This window comes from Streptomyces sp. AC1-42W (assembly GCF_003248355.1).
Classification (GTDB): domain Bacteria; phylum Actinomycetota; class Actinomycetes; order Streptomycetales; family Streptomycetaceae; genus Streptomyces.
In genome coordinates this window covers 2090500-2108479 of sequence record NZ_QKWY01000001.1, presented here as the reverse complement: position 1 = coordinate 2108479, position 17980 = coordinate 2090500, and the positions used below count along the sequence as shown (strand labels likewise).

Here is a 17980-nt window from a genome sequence, read left to right as displayed (position 1 = left end):
ACCTTCAGTCCCACCAGGAGTCATGCGTGTCCACGCCCCCGCCCTCCGGCCGTGCTCCCTTTCCGCCCACCACCCGACGATGGTGGCAGCACCCGGCGCTCGTCATCACCGCCCTGGTCGTCTTCCCTCCCGGCGGAATCGCGCTCGCGTGGCTCACTCGGTGGAACCGGCTGAAGAAGATCATCGCCACCGTCCTGGCGGGCCTCTGGTTCCTCGCTCCTTTTCTCGGCAATCCACCCAAGAAGCCGAAGGATGACATCAAGCCAAAGTCAGCAGCGACCGCAACGGTGGAGACACCTGCCTCGCCCGCGAGCCCGTCCCCCAGCGCACCGCCCAGTTTCGTGGGTCAGAGCCTCAAGAAGGCCAAGGCAGCCGCCCACTCCGCCGGGTACAGCGCACTTTCCCATGACGCCTCGGACAGCGACGACGGACAGTGGGACGACGGCAACTGGAAGGTGTGCTTTCAAACAGTGGCGGACAAGAGGGTCGGCTCGATGCCTACGCTCGACTTCGGGGTGGTCCGCAACGAGTGGCCGTGCCCCGGGAAGGACGGCGAGCCGATCCCGTACCCGGAGATGCCACATGTCGTCGGTCAGAACTTCGAGGAAGCATCCACACGGCTCAAGCCACTCGCCCTCCGGGCAATTGAGGCGGAAAGTGCCTACACCGACGTCACCCTCCCTTCTGCCGTCGAGGACTGGACCGTCTGCTTCCAGGCCCCGGAGGCCGGCGAGGGGATCAACCACCCGAAGAGCATCACGGCCTACCTCAAAGTGACCGCCCCGGATACGGCATGCCCGAAAACGGAACTCACCGAGTTGCACCCCGCCCCGACGCCGCCGGGTACGGACGGCTCGGATGTCCCCAGTCCCTCGTCGACCGACAGCTCCGACGAGGTCGCGGTAGCTGTCAAGTCAAATGAAACGATTGTGCGGCTATGAACTGTGTTGTTGTGATTCGTGTCGTCGGGTGGGGTCGTTGATCCATGCCTGCTGGGGGATCTTCGGTGGCACGGGCCGGTGGTTGAAGCGTTCGGGGTGCTGCTCGAACGCGACCGTGAGGGTGGCCGCCCGTTGCTCGCGGACGAGGTCGGCGGTGCCGAAATGGACGCTGGCCGGGGTGTGGTAGCCGATCCCGGAGTGCCGGTGGACGTGGTTGTAGTGCGAGATGAACGCGTCCATCCACTCGCGTGCGTGGGCGAGGGAATCGAAGCGTTCGGGGTAGTCCGACTGGTACTTCGTGGTGCGGAACCGGCTCTCGCTGTACGGGTTGTCGTTGCTGACCCTGGGTCTGGAGTGGCTTCGGGTGACGCCCAGGTCGAGAAGCGTCTGGGAGACCTGCCTGGAGGTCATCGAGGTGCCGCGGTCGGCGTGAACGGTGTGCGGCACGATCCCGTTGCGGTCGATCGCCTCTTGGATCAACTCCTCGGCTCGCGCCGCTGATTCGGCCTGCTCGACGGTGTGGCCGACGACATAGCGGGAGTAGATGTCGAGGATCACGTAGCCGTGGAACCAGACTCCCTTCGCCGGGCCGGCCAGGCGGGTGATGTCCCAGCTCCAGACCTGGGAAGGCCCGTCGGCGACGAGTTCGGGAATGGTGCGGGGAGGATGGGTGGCCCGCCGGCGGCGTTCGCCGTCCTGACCGGCTTCCTTCAGGATCCGGTACATCGTGCGCTCGGAACAGTGGTAACGGCCCTCGTCCAGCTCGCGGGCATAGACCTGCGCGGGCGGCAGGTCCACGTACTCGGGCCGGTTCATCAGCTCCAGCACCGCCCGCCGCTCGGCCGCCGACAGCGCGTTGACCGGCGCCGGACGCGGAGCCTTCGGCCTGGGCGGGGCCGGGTTGAGCCGCCGGTGGTGGGTGGCCCGGGAGCGTCCCGTCAGACGGCACGCCACCACGATGCCCACGTGCGGAGCGAGCTGCTCGACCAGGGCGTGCAGATGATGTTCGAGGACGTCGTTCAGTCCGCGCTGTCGGAGACCGATTCCAACAGCGCGACAGCTTTTCCCAGCACCTCCACCGCGGCGCGGTTCTTCGCCAGCTCCTTCTCCAGCCGTTCCACCTGCCTGCGCAGCCTGTCGTTCTCCGCCTCGGCCGGGTGCTTCCTCGGGCGGGCGGGGCTGGTGCGGTGATCGGTCAGCTTCTCCAGCGCGCCCGCATCCCTGGCCTGCCGCCACTCGATGATGTGCGAGTGGTACAGCCTCTCCCGGCGCAGGACAGCGCCCTTGTCCCCGGCGGGGGCCGCGTCGTACTCGGCGACGATCCGCAGCTTGTACTCGGGGGCGAAACGGCGGCGCTTCGGCTTCGGCGCCGGATCCTGCCCGGCGGGCTTGGTGCTGGTCATGCGGGTGGTTCTCCTGTCGTACCCGCCCACAATATCTGATCATTTCGGGGCGTCTCACCCAACGGTGTCAGAGAGGGCCTGGTGAGAAGCGACCGTCCCTCGCCGCCCTGGCCGGGGAACTGGCGGACGCAAGCCGCCTCCGTACTCCCGTACCGCCGCTGGCCAGCCGGTTCCCGGGCCTGGCTCTCGAAGATGCGTATCGCATTCAGCGGCTCAACGTAGCGCGTCGCGTTTCGGCAGGTGGCCGCGTCGTCGGTCACAAGATAGGGCTGACCTCGCTTGCCATGCAGCAGCAGATGGGCATCCACGAGCCCGACTCCGGAGTCGTCCTCGATGACATGATCTCGCCCAGCGGCAGCCACTTGAGCATGGCGGACTTCATGGCCCCCCGGATCGAGACGGAGATCGCCTTCCGTATTGGCCGCGACTTGAACGCCCCCACTGACCTTCGCACCGTCCGCTCCTCTGTGGCGGAGGTGTTCCTCGCGTTCGAAGTTCTCGACACCTGCTTCACCGACTGGAACATCACGCTGGTCGACAGCATCGCCGATAACGCCGCATGCGCCCGGGTCATCACCGGAACCCCGGTCCCCGCCAGCGACATCGCGGATGTCTCCGCGGAGCGGATCACGGTCAGCGTCGATGGGAAGACCGCGGCGATCGGGGAAGGACGCGACATCCTCGGCGACCCGTTCAAGGCGCTGATGTGGCTGACGTACCGCCTCCCCGTCCTCAAGACCACGCTGCACGCCGGCGACATCGTCCTGGCCGGTTCCGTGCACGCCAGCATCCCGCTCACCGCCGACATGGACATCCGGGCCACGTCGACCCGGCTCCCCGCCATCCGTACGCACGCCATCTGAGTCCTGCCCGCTTCGTATGAAGAGTGGAGTACACGTGCTGAACACGGCCGTCCTCGGTACCGGTCTCCTCGCCCTCGACCTGGTCGAGCGCATCCAGAACTCCCCGCACCTGCACTGCGGTCTCGTCGTCGGCCGCACCCCCGACAGCACCGGCCTGAGCAAGGCCGCCGCCATGGGCTGCGCCACCGCGGCAGGCAGCATCACCGCCCTGGCCGACTCGGAGGAGATGTTCGACATCGTCTTCGACGTCACCAACGCTTTCGCCCACCCCGAGCACGCGGCCCACCTCGCCGGCACCGGAGCTACGGTCATCAACCTGACCCCCGCCAACACCGGGACGCTGATCTTTCCCGCCGTCAACGGCGACCAGGCCGCCGCGCACCAGCACATCAGCCTCGCCTCGTGTGGCGGCCAGACCTCGATCCCCGTCCTCCACGCCATCGCCCAGCACTACGAGCCCCTCCATGTGGAGATGGTGGCCACGGCCGCCACCAAGAGCGTCGGCCGGGCCAGCCGCCTCAACCTCGACGAGTACGTCGAGACGACCCAGTCCGCGATCCAGCAGTTCACCGACGCGGACACCGTCAAGACCATGCTGAACATCAGCCCCGCCACGCCGCCGCCGCGCTTCCGCAGCACGATGACGCTCCTGGCGCCGGGGGCCGAGACAGAGCCGGTGCGCACGATCGTGGACTCCGCGGCCGAGACCATGCGGTCCTTCGTCCCCGGCTTCCATGTGGCCTCGTGCACCGTCGCCGACGACACGATCCGAGTGGCCGTGGAGGTCACCGCCACCCGCACCAACATGCCGGTGCACGCGGGGAACCTCGAAGTGATCAGCGCCGCCGCCATCCACGCCGCCGAACAGCACGCCCTCACCCGGACCTCAGCAATGAAGGAGTACGTACGATGACCTCCAGCAACCAGAGTCGCCTGATCGTCCACGACCCGACCCTGCGCGACGGCCAGCACGCCGTGCGCCACCAGCTCGACCGCCACCAGATCGGTGCCTACGCCGCCGCCGCCGACGCGGCCCGCGTCCCCGTCGTCGAAATCGGCCACGGCAACGGACTCGGCGCGTCCTCGTTCCAGGTGGGTCACAGCAAGATCAGCGACGATGAGATGCTGTCCACCGCCCGCGAGGCCCTCACACACAGCAGGATGGCCGTCCTCATGGCGCCCGCCTGGGGAACCTCCGCCGACCTCCGCAACGCCGTCGTACGCCACGGCGCGGACGTGGCCCGTATCGCGGTGCACTGCACGGAGGCCACCGCCGCCGAACGCCATCTCGGAGTCATCCGGGAACTCGGGGCCGAAGCACAGGCCGTGCTCATGATGAGTCACATGGCCGACCCTGGACAGCTCGCCGAGCAGTGCGCGCTTCTGGTCGGCTACGGGGCTCAGGCCGTCGGCATCATGGACAGCGCCGGGTTCTACCTGCCCGAGGACGTCACCGCCCGCATCGGCTCCATCGCCTCGGCGGTGGAGGTGCCCGTGATCTTCCACGGGCACAACAACCTCGGTATGGCAGTGGCCAACTCCGTCGCCGCCGTCACGGCCGGTGCCCGCGTCATCGACGCGTGCGCCCGGGGGTTCGGCGCGGGCGCGGGCAACACCCAACTGGAAGTTCTCGTGCCCGTATTGGAACGCTATGGCCACGCCACCGGGATCGACGTCCGGCGCCTGGCTGATGCCGCCGACCTCGCCGGACGGACGCTCATGCCCGCGCCGCCGTCGATCGACTCGACCAGCCTCGCGTCCGGACTCGCCGGCGTCTTCTCCGGGTTCAAGAAGCCCGTCCTGGAGGCGGCTTCGCACGAAGGCGTCCACCTCTGGGACCTGTTCCAGGAACTCGGCCGCCGTCAGGTGATCGCCGGGCAGGAGGACGTGATCCCGGAGGCCGCCCGCAGCCTCACGTCGCGGGGAGCGGACCGGTGACCGCCATGACGGCCCCGGCCGGGGTCTGGTTCATCACGCCGGGCCACACGTCCGAGCGCTTCCCGACCGCGTACAAGTGCGGCGCGGACGTCGCGCTCGTGGATCTGGAGGACTCCGTGCCCTCCATGGCCAAACCGTCCGCCCGTGCCGCTGCCCGCGGCTTCCTCGCCGCCCCCGCAGCGACCGGGTGCACGCTCGGTGTCAGGATCAGCTCGCCCACCACCCTCGACGGCGTTCGCGACCTCGCCGCCATCGCGGTCTTCCCTGCGAAGCCGCAGATCGTCTTGATCCCCAAGGTCGAATCGCCGCGCGACTTCGAGATCGTCGCCGGTGTCCTCGACACCCCCGACTACACACCCCTGCTGTACGCGCTGATCGAGACCCCGCGCGCCGTGGAGGCGCTGCCGTCGATTGTGCGGGCCGACCGGATCGCCGGGGTCCTGTTCGGGACGGCCGACTACGCCACCTCCACCGGCAGCGCCATGGGGTGGGATGCGATGCTGCACGCCCGGTCCGCGCTCGTCACCAGCGCCGCCGCTGCAGGCATCCCGGCCATTGACTCCCCGTTCTTCGACCTGGACGACCTTGATGGGCTGCGTCGTGAAGCCGAGCAGGTCAAGGCGCTCGGATTCGCCGGGAAGTGCTGCGTGCACCCTCGGCAGCTCGTCGCGGTGACGGGGGTGTTCCGTCCGACGGACGAGGAGATCGCCGCCGCCCGCGCCATCGTCGAGGCCGCCGAAACCTCCGGTGAACGTATCGTCCGTGTGGGCCACCAGATGATCGGTCCCCCCATGGTCGCCGCCGCCCGCTCCCTCCTCACCCGTGCCAACACGCCGCATGAGGTGCGCGCATGAGCACCGTCGGCCCGCAGGGGTACCGGCGGATCGCCGAAGGCCGATACCGAGAAGTCGTCGGCCTCGGGTTCGACGAGCTGGCCGTGGGCCTGGTCATCGAGCACCGTCCCGGACGCACCCTCACCGAGACCGACAACGTCCTGATGACGACGCTCGGCGGGAACGACGCCCCCCTCCACACGGACGCCCACTACAGCAGCCTCACCGAGTGGGGCCGCCCCCTGGTGTGCAGCAGCATCACCCTCCACATCGTCGGCGGAATGACCGTGCGCAGCACCAGCGGCCTCACCCTGGCGAACCTCGGCTTCGAGGAGATCCGCTTCACCCACCCGGTCTTCGTCGGCGACACCCTCTACGCGGAGACCGAGATCACCGGCCGCCGGATATCCAGGAGCCGGCCGGAGACGGGGATCGTCACCTGCCGCACGACCGGCCGCAACCAGAACGACGAAGTCGTCATGACGTTCAGCCGGAGCTTCCTCGTCCCGCTCGACAGCGCCACGGTCCGAGACCGCACCCACTACTAGAAGCGGACGTCACATGCCCAATCCGACCCTGTTCACCGAGGTCGCCGACGACGACCACTGGCAGCAGTACGACCGCCTCGCAACCCGGAGCTACGGCCACCCCGTGGACGACATCACCCTCCTGCGCCCCCACGCGGACATCCGCGTCGCGGTCCGGGACGGTCACGTCGTGGCCGGCGGTCTCGGCCTCCTCCTGCCGCAGTTCTTCGGCGGGGCCCCCGTACCGTCCGCGCTCCTCGGCGCCGGCTGCGTCGCCCCGGAGGAACGCGGAGCCCACCTCTCCGTCCGCATGATCTCCGAACGCCTGCGCCCGCTGCGCGACCAGGGGGCCGTGATCTCCACTCTCTGGACCGCATCCAGCGGCTACGCCCGCCGCCTCGGCTGGGAGGCCCCCACCCAGGTGTACTCGTGGACCGTCCCCACCGACGAACTGAGACGGTGCTTCACCGGGACCGGATTCGATATCACGCACGGCACGGACGCGAAGGTCCGCCTGCTCCAGAACGACCTGGCCGCTTGGTGGAACGGAACGTGGCAGCGACCGGAGTGGTGGGCGGACTGGCAGCAGGGCAAGCACCCCGGCCTGGCCACGTACCGCTTCAACCGGCCGGGGCAGGGGCCCGCCGGCGTCCTCTCCCTGGCCAACGAGCCTCACCCCATCGAGGGGCGTCAGGTCGTCGTGCACGACTTCTGGGCCGCGGACCAGGACACGACCGCCGCCATGTTCGCCTTCCTCGGCCGGCACAACAGCCGCATCCCCACCGTCGCCTTCCAGCGAACCGGACTGCCGCCCGGACCGCTGCTGCTGCACCGCCTGGACCGTCCCGGCTCCCTGACCGCGCGGTCCTGGCACCCGTGGATGCTCCGCATCCTTGACCTGCGCCGAGCAGTGCAGCTACGCGGCTGGCCCGACGAGGTCGACCTCACCCTCCCCATCGAAATCGTCACCGAGAGCGGCGAGGCCACCGAGCGCTACACACTCCGGATCACCAACGGGAAAGCCGATCTGGAACCCACCACGCGCGCAGGACAGATCACCCTGACCAGAGGACAGTTCGCCGTCTGGTACGCCGGCGGCTACCGCAGCACGGCCGCCGCCACCCTGGCCGGAGTAGCCGCCCCTCCCCGCACCGTCGCCCGGTTCCTGGCTGTCACCACCGACCGTGAACCATGGCTCGCTGACCACTTCTGACCCGTATGCCGCAAGGCGCCGCAGTACCCTTCACACTTACGGGCTGATTCCACCGCTTGCATGCAATTCGGAGAAACCACCACATGACGCGGAACACCCCCATCCCGCCCGACCTGCGCCGATGGATCACCGCCAGCCTGCCGGACGGGAACCCCGACAAGGCCGAGGACGTCTCCTGGGACCGCGGCGACTCGCGAGTCTGGAGGGTGCCCACGGCTGGGACCGAGGTCTTCGTGAAGCTCAGCCCGAGCCCGAAGGACTACGAGCGGGAGGTGGCAGGCTACGCGTACGCGGCGCGTGTCCTCACCCCGCAGGAAGCGCCCCGCCTCCTCGCCGCAGATCCCGGCTTGCAAGCGATCATGACCTCACTCCAGCCGGGCCGCGTCGTACGCGGGCTGCCCCTCGGCAGGAAGGAGGAACTGTGGGTGCACGAACGGGCGGGAGACTTGCTCAGGCGCTGGCACAACGCCTCCGCGCCCGCCTCGCAGCAGGACCGCGACACGATCCGCGCGACCATGGCCGGCCAGGCGAGCGAAGCCGCCGCCTGCCTGGAGACCACCGCCGGACACCTCGACGACAAGCAGCGTGCTCTGGTCCAGTGCGCTGCCGACGAGCTGCCGCAGCTCGCCGTGAAGCTGCCCGTCGTGTACCGGCACGGCGACTACGCCACCCGCAACTGGCTGTGGGACCCCCACCACGGCTACGGCGTGATCGACTTCGAGATGTCCGCCCACGGCGTCGCCGTCGAAGAGTTCGTGTGGCTGTGCGGAGCGGTATGGGCGCCCCGCCCGGACCTCAAGGCCGCATACTTCACCGGATACGGCCGCGCCCTGTCGGACAGCGAGGAGAGGGCGCTGCTCCTCCTCACCGCGAGGCTCGGTGTCTCCTACCTCGCCACCGGCCTCTCCAAGCAGAACCCGGTGCTCATCGAGCGGGGTCACCTCGTCCTCAGCCGCCTCACGCACGCATAGGGGCGGCCTGATGACGACCGTCCTCATCGTCGTAGCACACCCCGACGACGCCGAGATAGCCATGGGGATGCGCATCCACGAGTACGCGAGGCAGGGAGCACGCGTCCGGGTCCACTGCCTCACCACCGGGGCACCCGGACCGGACGGCGCCCCGGAGCGCAGGGACGAGTGCCTGGCCGCCGGCGCGATCCTGGGCGTGCAGAACTACAGCTTCTCGAACATCCCCGACACCCGGTTCGTCGAGAATCGCGGCAAGATCAACAGCGACCTCGTCAAGCTCCTGGACAAGACCCGCCCGGACGTCGTCTACACGCACTTTCCCGACGACCAGCACCTCGACCACCGCGTCACCGCGCAGGAGGTCACGACCGTCGCCCTACGCGCCGCCAACAACCTGATCTACTTCCGCTCCCCCTACAGCATCGGGTTCGAGCCCACCAAGATCTTCATGGGCACCCCGGAACTCCTGGACCTCAAAGCAAGGGCTCTGAGGTGCTTCGCCTCGCAACAGCAACTCGACATGGACGTCTTCCGCAAGCTCGCCGAGGTCGTGTACCGACAGCACGTACATCACCGCGTAGTCAAGCGCTTCCCTCCGGGGACGAACTCCGCCGAGCTCTTCCGCACAGCTAGAAAAATCGAGTTCGCAGGCCGGGAAGATCCGTTCCAACAATGCCCCTCAACGGAAGGACCCGCATGAGCTCGCCCTGGCTCCCGCCTGAGCAGTACGTCAAGACGATCGCCAACGCAACCTCGTACGCGGGCTTCTACTTCACCGACACCGCGGGTCGCCCCATCCAGCTCCGTTCTGTCCTCAGTGCGGAGACCTGGCAGTGGCCCGGCGGGAACATGGACCCGGGTGAGACCCCGTGGGAGTGCGCGCTGCGCGAGTGCGGCGAGGAGACGGGCATCGCCTTCGCAGGCGAGAGGAAGCTCCTCGCATTTCACTTCATCAGCCAGGGCGCGAACTGGCCGCTCAACAAGTTCGGCGTGATCTTCAACGGTGGCCGACTCACCGACGAGCAGATCAACGCCATCATCCTCGACCCGAACGAGCACACCAAGCTGAGGGCGCTCACCCTGGAGGAGTGGGAGGGAGTCATGTCTCCATACAGCTTCGCCCGCCTCAAAGCGACCGATGACGCCCGGCGTACCGGGACCATCGCCTACTTGGAGAGTTGACGACCGTATCCCTGCCCCCGCCAAGCGTGGTAGCGCTCGTACTAGCTCTCTCCCAGCGTCCTGACCATGACCGCGTACAGCGGGGAGTCCTCGGAGGGCTTGGCCTCGTCCCGCTTCTGGTAGCCCCACTTCTCGTACAGCGCTTGCACCCTCGGGTGGGCGGAGTCGACCAGGAGCGTCACGAAGTCGACCTCGACCGATCGGATCAGCGCGTCGTGGATCTGCCGCGCCCGGCCGGTCCCCTGCCACTGGGGCACCACCATCAGCTCGGACAGAGCGAAGATGCGGCCGCGCACACCCCTGGGCCGGTCCGCGCCCTTCCACCAGCCGCCCGGCTTGAAGCGCGAACCGTACGCGTACCCGACCGCTTCACCGTCCTCCCAGCCCGAGACGCACAGCCAGTCCTCGCGCCCGGTCCACAGGTCGACGTAGTACGAGAACCGCTCGCGTGAGTGGAACGGGTCGGGCTCGTTCGCGTAGACCTCGTCGTGTATGTCCAGGAGCAGGGAGCGCACGTCCGGGGCGTCGGCGTGCGTGTACGTTTTCAGATCCATCGGCGTGACTCCTCGATCCAGCTCACGACCTCGGGCGCCTTCGTGCCTGTGGCCTCGATGACTTGGCGAGTGACGGCGAGCGTCCTCGTCGTGCGCAGCGATCCGGACGCCGGCAGCAGCATCTCGTACGCGCGGCGTCCTGTTCCGGCGGCGAGCTCCACCTCTCCCTGCCTCGCCTGGGCGAGCGACAGGTGCGCCGTGTAGAGGGCCTTGTTGCGGACCATGTCGTCGGGGATCGCCGCAAGAGTGCGGTGGAGGCAGGACTCGGCCCGCTCGTCTTCTCCCAGTGCGGTCCAGACGTACGACGACAGGGCGTCGAATTCGGCTCGGTTGTAGAACGAGATCCACGCGGAGGGCTGTACGCCGTCGGCGCGTCCGAACGTCCTCTCCGCGAAGCTCATGGCACGCAGGGATTCGGTGGGCCGATGCAACCTGGCCAGGGCGTTGGCGTGCCGCATGTGCCCCAGCGACGCGTACAGCGGGTCGCGCCGAGCGGTCGAGGACCGCTTCATGACCTCGGCACCGGCCGCCGCCTCGGCGTGGTTCTCGCGTTGGCTGGAGGTGAGCATCAGGTGGTCCCACACGCGGTACATGGCCTCCCCCTCGCGCGCCAGGCCCGCAAGGGGGAGTGCCTGGCCGAGGTGAGAGCGGGCACGCTGCGGAGCACGGGCGTCGATGGCGGCGAAGGCCGCCAGACAGGTGGCATCGGAGGCGAGCCGGTACAGCTGGCGCCTCACGTGGTCCGAGGCGCCTCCGCGGGCGAGCGACGACTGGATGCGCGACGCGAGCTCGATGGCCTTGTTCTCGATCTTCCCCGCCCCGCCGAGCCGCGCGTCACCGCGCAGCAGCTCGGTGTACTCCAGACGAAACCGGTCGGCGTCGGCATGCCCCAGCCGCGTGGGGCGTGGCGGGGCAGCGGCGGCGACGGCGGTTCCGGTCGCCGCGACAAGGAAATTGCGGCGGTGCACTGAGTCCTCCGCTCGTACGGCGGTGCGTGGTGGGACGAACCCCAAATCCGCTACGGGGCACCCGAATACCGCTTCGAGTGCGGCGCATGTGCGGCCGATCGGCCGGCGGGTGCTGCCGTTGAGAAGATTGCGCACCGTCCGCGCGGACACATCCCCCGGCCTCCCCCCGATTTCTTCGAGCGCGATATTCATCTGTCGTGCTAATTCGTCCTGCGTCAGGCCGAGTTCATTCATCCGGCCTCTCAGGATGACGTTCGCTCCCATGCGACAGAACGTAGCCGGGCCGGTACGCCCGGAACAGCCGCCGGGTCATGCGAACGTAAAGTTTTCCGCTTGGTCTTGGGCGAATCGGCTGCGACCTTTCCTGTCCACAGCCGCCTGACGGTCGTTGACTGATCACACGCCCCGGAAGTCGAAGAACGCTCCGGGCCCGCTCCCCCTCAGCAGCGACCACGCCCTGTCCGTAGTGCGGCCCGCATCCGGGGTCGAGTGGACGACGTCGGCGGACAACCTTCAGCTCATCCCATGAGACAGCGACAGCCCACCAACTTCCGCCCCGCTGGATCACCGGCCCCGGGTGGAGGCACCACCAAGCAGCACTCGCGCATCCATCGAAGGAGCATCACCATGATCGACACCAGCAACGAGAACGGCACCACCACTCCCGGCAGGAAGCCGGTGGCGGTCGACCTCGGCGACGTCGCCGAGCTGACCGAGGGCCAAGGCGGCGGACAGTCGGAGGACAAGCGCCGCGCATACAACTGCTGACCCTTGCCGCAGAGGTGCGGTCCCAGCCTTCGGGTCGGGGCCGCACCCCCTTCGCAAGATCTGGAGGACACGTTGCCCGTCGGCGGATTCAGCACCACCCGACCCAACCTTCCTCGCCCACTCGGCGCGGAGAGCTTCGCCACGTCATCTCTGTGGCGGCTCGGCAGCATCCCCGTCCGCACAGCGCGGCGGCCCGGCCGTCGCGTCCATGTCATCGGCTTGTGCGCAGCCACCGCCGAAGAGGTACAGGCCCTGGCCGAGTGCCCAGTGCCCACCCGCGCAACCTGGCAGTGGCCGGGTGCCTACGCGGTGCTGGAAGAGCTGGCACACGGGCTGGTCCTCCACACCGACCCGGCCGCCGCACTGCCCCTGTACGCGGTCGCCTGGCAGGGGACCTGGGCGTGGTCGACGTCGGCCCGCTACCTCGGCGCCCTGGCGGGCGCTCACGTCGACACCAAGCGTCTGGCATGCGCGTTCCTCGCTCCATCCGTGCCCGTATTGGCCACTGGCCGTACGTACTTCGCCGGAGTCGAACAGCTCCCACCCGGCAGCCGCATCGAACTGCCCGCCACCGGAGACCGGTACACGCACAGCACCACGTGGTGCCCCGACCCCCTCGACGGGCCGCCACCGCACCTGCGTAACGCCCTCACTGCCGCCGTACGTCTACGCGCCGACACCGACCCGGCTCTGTCGAGCGACCTTTCCGGTGGTCTCGACTCCTCCACGATCGCCATCCTCGCTTCCCGCACCGCGCCGGATCCGGTGAACGCTGTCACCGTCCACCCCCGTGGTGTCCTCGACGGCGCCGACCTCCATTACGCCCGGCTCACCGCTGCGGCCTCCGACGGCAGGCTCCGCCACCACCTGCTCCCCCTCGGCGATGAACACCGGCCGTACACCAACCTCACCGACCTCCCCGTGACCGACGAACCCGCGCCTTCCACGCTCACGCAGACCCGACTCCTGGCCCAATTCCGCTGGATGCGCCGCGAACTCGGCACCCGTAGTCATCTGACCGGCGACGGCGGGGACAGCGTCCTCTTCCAGCCGCCGGCCCAGCTCGCCGATCTCCTGCGCCATCGTCGCTGCACCCGCGCGGTCCGCGAGGCATTCGGGTGGGCTCGGCTTCGACACATCGCCGTCGTCCCACTGCTTCGCTCCGCATCGATGATGACGGCCATCACCCGCGAGGGCGCCTCGGCAACACTCACCACCGAGCTGACCAGCGGGGTCAAGCCGACTCGGGGTGATGTCAGGTGGTTCTCCACCCTGCCCGTACCGGCATGGGCGGAGTCTTCCGCCGTACGTCTCCTCACCGAGGCCGCCGAGGACTACGCTGCCGCGCCCGCCCCTCTGCCGGGCCTGGACACCTCGGTACGCATCCTCGTTGATGAGATCCGCGAAGTGGCACGCACTGCGGTGTCCGACGCCGAGCTGGCAGACGCCTGCGGCATCGATCTGCACAATCCATTCCTTGATGCCTCCGTGGTCGACGCGGTGCTGAGGACCCCAGTCGATCTGCGTCCCCCTCTCTACGCCTACAAGCCGGTGCTGAAGCAGGCGTTCGCCGATCTCCTCCCAGCCGAACTTGTGGCCCGTATCACGAAGGGGGCCTTCGAGGCAGACCACTACGGCGGACTGCGCGCCGCCCTTCCCCAACTCCTCGACACCGGAGGCATGAACCTGGCCGCGCTCGGCTTGATCGACACGACGCGATTCCGTGAGCAGATCCGCCACGCCGCCGCCGGGGTCCCCATGCCGCTCGCGCACATCGAGCAGGCCTTGGCTGCCGACGCCTGGTTGCACACCATCACCCACACCCCTGATCCCGCGTGGGACGCCGCCGCCCCTGGAAAGGTGGAGTAATGAAGCGGTCCGTCGACTTCGGCCATGTGCAGGTCGTCATCGACTACGACACCGGCGGCGTGCGCTGCCTGATTCCCACAGAGCCCGCCCCGTCGATCGCGCCGAAGGCCAGCTGGGGCAGCACCGAGCACCCCGCAGGCCTCACCGTCCCCCGCAATGCGTGGAGCTCCGCCGCAGCCGCTGCGCTCGCCTGTGTCCTGGCGGTGAAAGCGGCGGGGAGGAAGGAATCCGCCATGCGACGTCTCATCGACGCCATCCGTACAGCTGATTCGACAACCACGCACCCGGCTACCCCCGAGCAGGCCGAGCGTGCTGTCCTCGCCGTGCGCCGGGCCGCCTGGTTCTCCCCGGCCCGAACCGCTTGTCTGGAGGAGTCGGCCGCCGCCGTACTCCTCCTCGCCTTCCAGCGCCGGTCCGTGATCTGGTGCCACGGCGTCGCGCCGGATCCCGTACGCCTGCACGCATGGGTCCAGACTGGCGACGGAGCCCTTGCAGCCGAACCGCGCTCCACGCTTCTCTACACGCCCGCCCTGATGATCGGAGACATCCGTGACTGAGCCGACGCTGTGGCTGACCACCGAGACCTGCGGCCTCGGGCCCTATCGCGCCGATCTGGTCGAGACGTACTGGAAGTGGGAGCAGGACCCCACCCTGATGATCGGTTACGGCCGCCAAGTACCCGAGTCCCTGGAGGCCCGCGCCGAAGGGATGCAGCACCAGCTCCGGGGGGCCAACATCCGCTTCACCGTTTACGACCTGGCCGGCGCCGAGCCCGTACCGGTCGGGGTAACCACCCTGCTGCCCGATGATTCCGTGCGTACCGCCGAGTTCGTCGTCATGCTGGCCCGCGAGGCCCGGGGGCGCGGGCTCGGTGTCGAGGCGACTCGGCTGACCCTCGACTACGCGTTCCACGTGGCCAGCCTGCGCATGGTGTGGCTCAAGGTGCTGGCCCCGAACGCGGCCGGGATCAAGGCGTACGAGCGTGCCGGGTTCCAGCACGTGGGGCGGCTTCGGGAGGCCGGATACTGGCTCGGGCAGGTTTGCGACGAGGTGCTGATGGACGTCCTGGCGGAGGAGTTCAGCGGGCCTTCGTCGGTGCGGGCGCTTCTGGGGCGGGGCTGACGAAGGACCTCGGTCTTCGCCGACAAGGACGAACTGATGCAGGCGTGTGTGGCCGAGGCGGTGCGCGGGGTGGGGCGCAACGAGTCGTCGGCCATGGTCCGCGCGGCCATGGCGGAGTTACTGGAGCCCGACCGGGCCGCCCTGCGCCGGCCGCCGGAGCAGATCGCGGCGCTCTTCTTCGGGCTGCTGTTCACACAGCCGCGTACGGAGGACGAGCCGCACCTGACCCCGCGGGAGCTGGTCGACGTCTTCCTGCACGGGGCCGTCGCGGGGTAGGCGCGACGACGGGGCCCGGCGGCCCGGGGCCGGGTGCCGCTCCCCCGGCCGCCGCCCCGGGCACCGCGCCGCCCCCTCAGTGGCCGGTGGTGAGTTCGCCGCTCAGGGTGGTGTGCAGGGCGGCGCTCGGTTGGTTGAGGCCCACTATTTCGACCGTCTTGCCGCGCTGGGCGTACTTCGTCTCGATCGCGTCCAGGGCCGCGACCGAGGAGGCGTCCCAGATGTGGGTGGCGGAGAGGTCGATGACGACCTTGTCCGGGTCGGTGGCGTAGGCGAAGCGGGTCACCAGGTCGTTGGAGGAGGCGAAGAAGAGTTCGCCGGTGACGGAGTAGACGACCTGGGAGCCGTCCGGGTCGGTGACCGCGGTGACGTCGGCGAGGTGGGCGACGCGCCGGGCGAAGATCACCATGGCGGTGACCGAGCCGACGACGACGCCGATCGCCAGGTTGGACGTGGCGACGACGACGGCGACGGTGATGACCATGGCCGCCGTCTCGCCCACCGGCATCCGGCGCAGGGTCTTCGGCGCGATGGAGTGCCAGTCGAACGTGGCGAACGAGACCATCACCATGACCGCGACCAGGGCCGCCATCGGGATGTCCGAGACGACCGGGCCGAAGGCGATGCAGAGCACCATCAGGAAGGAGCCCGCCAGGAAGGTGGACAGGCGGGTGCGCGCGCCGGAGACGCGGACGTTGATCATCGTCTGGCCGATCATGGCGCACCCGCCCATGCCGCCGAAGAAGCCGGTGACGATGTTGGCGACGCCCTGGCCGATGGACTCGCGGGTCTTGTTGGAGCGGGTGTCCGTGATGTCGTCGACCAGCTGGGCGGTCATCAGGGACTCCATCAGGCCGACCAGCGCCATCGCCAGGGCGTAGGGGGCGATGGTCGTCAGCGTGTCCAGGGTGAAGGGCACGTCGGGGAGGCCGGGCACCGGGAGCGAGGAGGGCAGCTCGCCCTTGTCGCCCACCGTCGGCACCGCGATACCGGCCGCCACGGTGGTGACGGTCAGGATCACGATGGAGACCAGGGGCGCCGGGATCACCCGGGTGACCTTCGGGAAGAACACCATCAGCAGCAGGCCGCCGGCGATCAGCGGGTAGACCGCCCACGGCACGTCGTGCATCTCGGGCACCTGGGCCATGAAGATCAGGATCGCCAGGGCGTTGACGAAGCCGGTCATCACGGAGCGCGGCACGAACCGCATGAGCTTGGCGACGCCGAGGGCGCCGAGCACGATCTGGAAGAGGCCGGCCAGGATCACCGCGGCGATCAGGTAGCCGAAGCCGTGCTCCCGGTTGAGCGGGGCGATGACCAGGGCGACGGCGCCCGTGGCCGCGGAGATCATCGCGCGGCGCCCGCCGACGACGGAGATCGTGACGGCCATCGTGAAGGAGGCGAACAGGCCGATCGCGGGGTCCACACCGGCGATGATCGAGAACGAGATCGCCTCCGGGATCAGGGCGAGCGCGACGACCAGGCCGCCGAGGATCTCGGTGCGCCAGACCCTGGGGTCGGCGATCCAGTCGGGCTTGAGGGCGCGCAGCCGGGACGCGGGGGCGGACGGGGGCGAGGGCGGTGCGGAGGAGGACACGAAGGCGTACCTGTCGGTCGGGCGCGCCCGTGGGAGAGGGCGTGCGGGGGTAGACAGCGGGGACGGCGGGGCCCGGCGGACGCGTGGGTGCGCGCGGGGGCCCGGGGAGCCGGCCGGGGGCGGGTCCGGCGGATCGGCGCGCGGACGGATCGGCGCGCGGACGGATCGCGCGGACGGGCCCGGTGCCCGGGGGGCTCAGGGGTGAGGGGTCACGGCGGGCACGCGGCGCTGCGGTGCGTCGTCATGCGCATCCGCCCGCTCGCTCTCTGTCCACCGGAATCAGGGAAGGCCCCGCGCACACGTGGGTGCGGTGCGGGGCGCCGAAAACCACTGTACCGTCCCGCCCGATCACCGTAGGGTCGTGTCCGTGATCACCGGACCGGCCTTGAGCCACGCACGGAACGGCTGTCCGGTGGAGGGCTGAGCCCCCGCCGGACGCGCCGCGCCGGGTGCTTCGTACACCTGGCACGGGGGCCTCCTCCGGCTCGTACACCCACGTTTTTTCCGAGTGTCGAGCCGATTGAGAAGGATGAGGTCGTCAACCATGCCTGTTTCGTTCAACCACACCATCATCGCCGCCAAGGACCGTCATGAGTCCGCGCGGTTCTTCCGTGATCTGCTGGAGCTGGACGAGGCCCCGTCGTGGGGTCCGTTCGTCAACATCCAGCTGGAGCACGGTGTGCTGCTGCAGTTCGCCGAGCCGCCGGTGGAGATCCAGATGCAGCACTACGCGTTCCTCCTCGACGACGAGCTGTTCGACCGCGCCTACGCGCGGCTGGTCGAGGGCGGGGTCGAGCACTGGGCCGATCCGCAGATGAAGCGGTCCGGTGAGACCAATACCGAGCACGGCGGCCGGGGCGTCTACTTCAAGGACCCGGCCGGGCACGCGATCGAGCTGATCACCCGCCCGTATCTGTAGTCCGCCGTGTCCGTGGTCCGCCCGGTCCACCCTCCG

Annotated in this window: 18 protein-coding genes and 2 pseudogenes; 16 read left to right on the top strand and 4 right to left on the bottom strand. The window is 69.1% G+C overall.

The window, feature by feature from the left end:
• Nucleotides 1-26 precede the first annotated feature (26 nt).
• A complete protein-coding gene (locus DNK56_RS09665; protein ID WP_146610502.1) occupies nt 27-941 on the top strand; it encodes a PASTA domain-containing protein in 915 nt (304 codons plus the stop codon).
• Here the strand turns inward: DNK56_RS09665 and DNK56_RS09660 are convergent.
• Nucleotides 936-2344, bottom strand: a pseudogene (locus DNK56_RS09660) (IS3 family transposase). The gene DNK56_RS09665 and the pseudogene DNK56_RS09660 sit on opposite strands and share 6 nt — an antisense overlap.
• Before the next feature lie 284 nt (nt 2345-2628).
• Between DNK56_RS09660 and DNK56_RS09650 the strand changes: the two are divergent.
• The 9 genes from DNK56_RS09650 (at nt 2629) to DNK56_RS09610 (ending at nt 9871) form a co-directional block, all read left to right on the top strand.
• Nucleotides 2629-3207: a 2-keto-4-pentenoate hydratase gene (locus tag DNK56_RS09650; protein WP_241989829.1), complete on the top strand. Its 579-nt coding sequence runs from the start codon at nt 2629-2631 to the stop codon at nt 3205-3207.
• Nucleotides 3208-3241: 34 nt separating this feature from the next.
• Complete coding sequence (locus DNK56_RS09645; protein ID WP_111332418.1) at nt 3242-4120, top strand: acetylating acetaldehyde dehydrogenase; 879 nt, start codon at nt 3242-3244, stop codon at nt 4118-4120.
• Nucleotides 4117-5145, top strand: coding sequence for a 4-hydroxy-2-oxovalerate aldolase (dmpG, locus tag DNK56_RS09640; protein ID WP_111332416.1), 1029 nt, complete (start codon nt 4117-4119; stop codon nt 5143-5145). Before DNK56_RS09645 ends, dmpG begins: the two co-directional genes overlap by 4 nt.
• 5 nt (nt 5146-5150) lie before the next feature.
• Nucleotides 5151-5999: an HpcH/HpaI aldolase/citrate lyase family protein gene (locus DNK56_RS09635; protein WP_241989955.1), complete on the top strand. Its 849-nt coding sequence runs from the start codon at nt 5151-5153 to the stop codon at nt 5997-5999.
• Entirely contained in the window at nt 5996-6526 is a 531-nt protein-coding gene (locus DNK56_RS09630) for a MaoC family dehydratase (RefSeq protein WP_111332411.1), read from the top strand. Before DNK56_RS09635 ends, DNK56_RS09630 begins: the two co-directional genes overlap by 4 nt.
• A gap of 13 nt (nt 6527-6539) precedes the next feature.
• A complete protein-coding gene (locus DNK56_RS09625; RefSeq protein WP_111332409.1) occupies nt 6540-7718 on the top strand; it encodes a GNAT family N-acetyltransferase in 1179 nt (392 codons plus the stop codon).
• A gap of 83 nt (nt 7719-7801) precedes the next feature.
• The gene (locus tag DNK56_RS09620; RefSeq protein ID WP_111332402.1) at nt 7802-8689 is read left to right on the top strand and encodes an aminoglycoside phosphotransferase family protein; all 888 of its coding nucleotides are present in this window, start codon (nt 7802-7804) and stop codon (nt 8687-8689) included.
• Nucleotides 8690-8699: 10 nt separating this feature from the next.
• Nucleotides 8700-9389 carry a PIG-L deacetylase family protein gene (locus DNK56_RS09615; RefSeq protein WP_111332400.1) on the top strand — a complete coding sequence of 230 codons (690 nt, stop codon included), beginning with the start codon at nt 8700-8702 and terminating at the stop codon, nt 9387-9389.
• Nucleotides 9386-9871 carry an NUDIX domain-containing protein gene (locus DNK56_RS09610; RefSeq protein ID WP_111332397.1) on the top strand — a complete coding sequence of 162 codons (486 nt, stop codon included), beginning with the start codon at nt 9386-9388 and terminating at the stop codon, nt 9869-9871. Before DNK56_RS09615 ends, DNK56_RS09610 begins: the two co-directional genes overlap by 4 nt.
• 41 nt (nt 9872-9912) lie before the next feature.
• Here DNK56_RS09610 and DNK56_RS09605 read toward each other — a convergent pair whose 3' ends face one another.
• Both DNK56_RS09605 and DNK56_RS09600 read right to left on the bottom strand, forming a co-directional pair.
• On the bottom strand, nt 9913-10425 hold the full coding sequence (locus DNK56_RS09605; protein WP_111332394.1) for a GNAT family N-acetyltransferase: 513 nt from the start codon (nt 10423-10425) through the stop codon (nt 9913-9915).
• Nucleotides 10416-11657 (bottom strand): helix-turn-helix domain-containing protein, encoded by a 1242-nt coding sequence (locus DNK56_RS09600; protein ID WP_241989828.1) that lies wholly within the window; start codon nt 11655-11657, stop codon nt 10416-10418. The genes DNK56_RS09605 and DNK56_RS09600 overlap by 10 nt, the downstream gene beginning before the upstream one ends.
• A gap of 363 nt (nt 11658-12020) precedes the next feature.
• Between DNK56_RS09600 and DNK56_RS09595 the strand changes: the two genes are divergently transcribed.
• The 5 genes and pseudogenes from DNK56_RS09595 to DNK56_RS09575 form a co-directional block, all read left to right on the top strand.
• The gene (locus tag DNK56_RS09595; RefSeq protein ID WP_111332389.1) at nt 12021-12161 is read left to right on the top strand and encodes an albusnodin family lasso peptide; all 141 of its coding nucleotides are present in this window, start codon (nt 12021-12023) and stop codon (nt 12159-12161) included.
• Between the two features lie 3 nt (nt 12162-12164).
• The gene (locus DNK56_RS09590) at nt 12165-14030 is read left to right on the top strand and encodes an albusnodin/ikarugamycin family macrolactam cyclase (protein WP_241989827.1); all 1866 of its coding nucleotides are present in this window, start codon (nt 12165-12167) and stop codon (nt 14028-14030) included.
• Nucleotides 14030-14587 carry a lasso peptide biosynthesis B2 protein gene (locus tag DNK56_RS09585; protein WP_111332385.1) on the top strand — a complete coding sequence of 186 codons (558 nt, stop codon included), beginning with the start codon at nt 14030-14032 and terminating at the stop codon, nt 14585-14587. Before DNK56_RS09590 ends, DNK56_RS09585 begins: the two co-directional genes overlap by 1 nt.
• Nucleotides 14580-15152, top strand: a complete 573-nt coding sequence (locus DNK56_RS09580; protein ID WP_111332383.1) for a GNAT family N-acetyltransferase — start codon at nt 14580-14582, stop codon at nt 15150-15152. Before DNK56_RS09585 ends, DNK56_RS09580 begins: the two co-directional genes overlap by 8 nt.
• Nucleotides 15153-15164: 12 nt before the next feature.
• A pseudogene (locus DNK56_RS09575) lies at nt 15165-15428 on the top strand (TetR family transcriptional regulator); the annotation flags it as partial.
• A gap of 76 nt (nt 15429-15504) precedes the next feature.
• Here the strand turns inward: DNK56_RS09575 and DNK56_RS09570 are convergent.
• Nucleotides 15505-17025, bottom strand: coding sequence for a SulP family inorganic anion transporter (locus tag DNK56_RS09570; protein ID WP_111332381.1), 1521 nt, complete (start codon nt 17023-17025; stop codon nt 15505-15507).
• A gap of 544 nt (nt 17026-17569) precedes the next feature.
• Here DNK56_RS09570 and DNK56_RS09565 point away from each other — a divergent pair.
• Nucleotides 17570-17944 carry a VOC family protein gene (locus DNK56_RS09565; protein ID WP_111332379.1) on the top strand — a complete coding sequence of 125 codons (375 nt, stop codon included), beginning with the start codon at nt 17570-17572 and terminating at the stop codon, nt 17942-17944.
• Nucleotides 17945-17980: the final 36 nt, after the last annotated feature.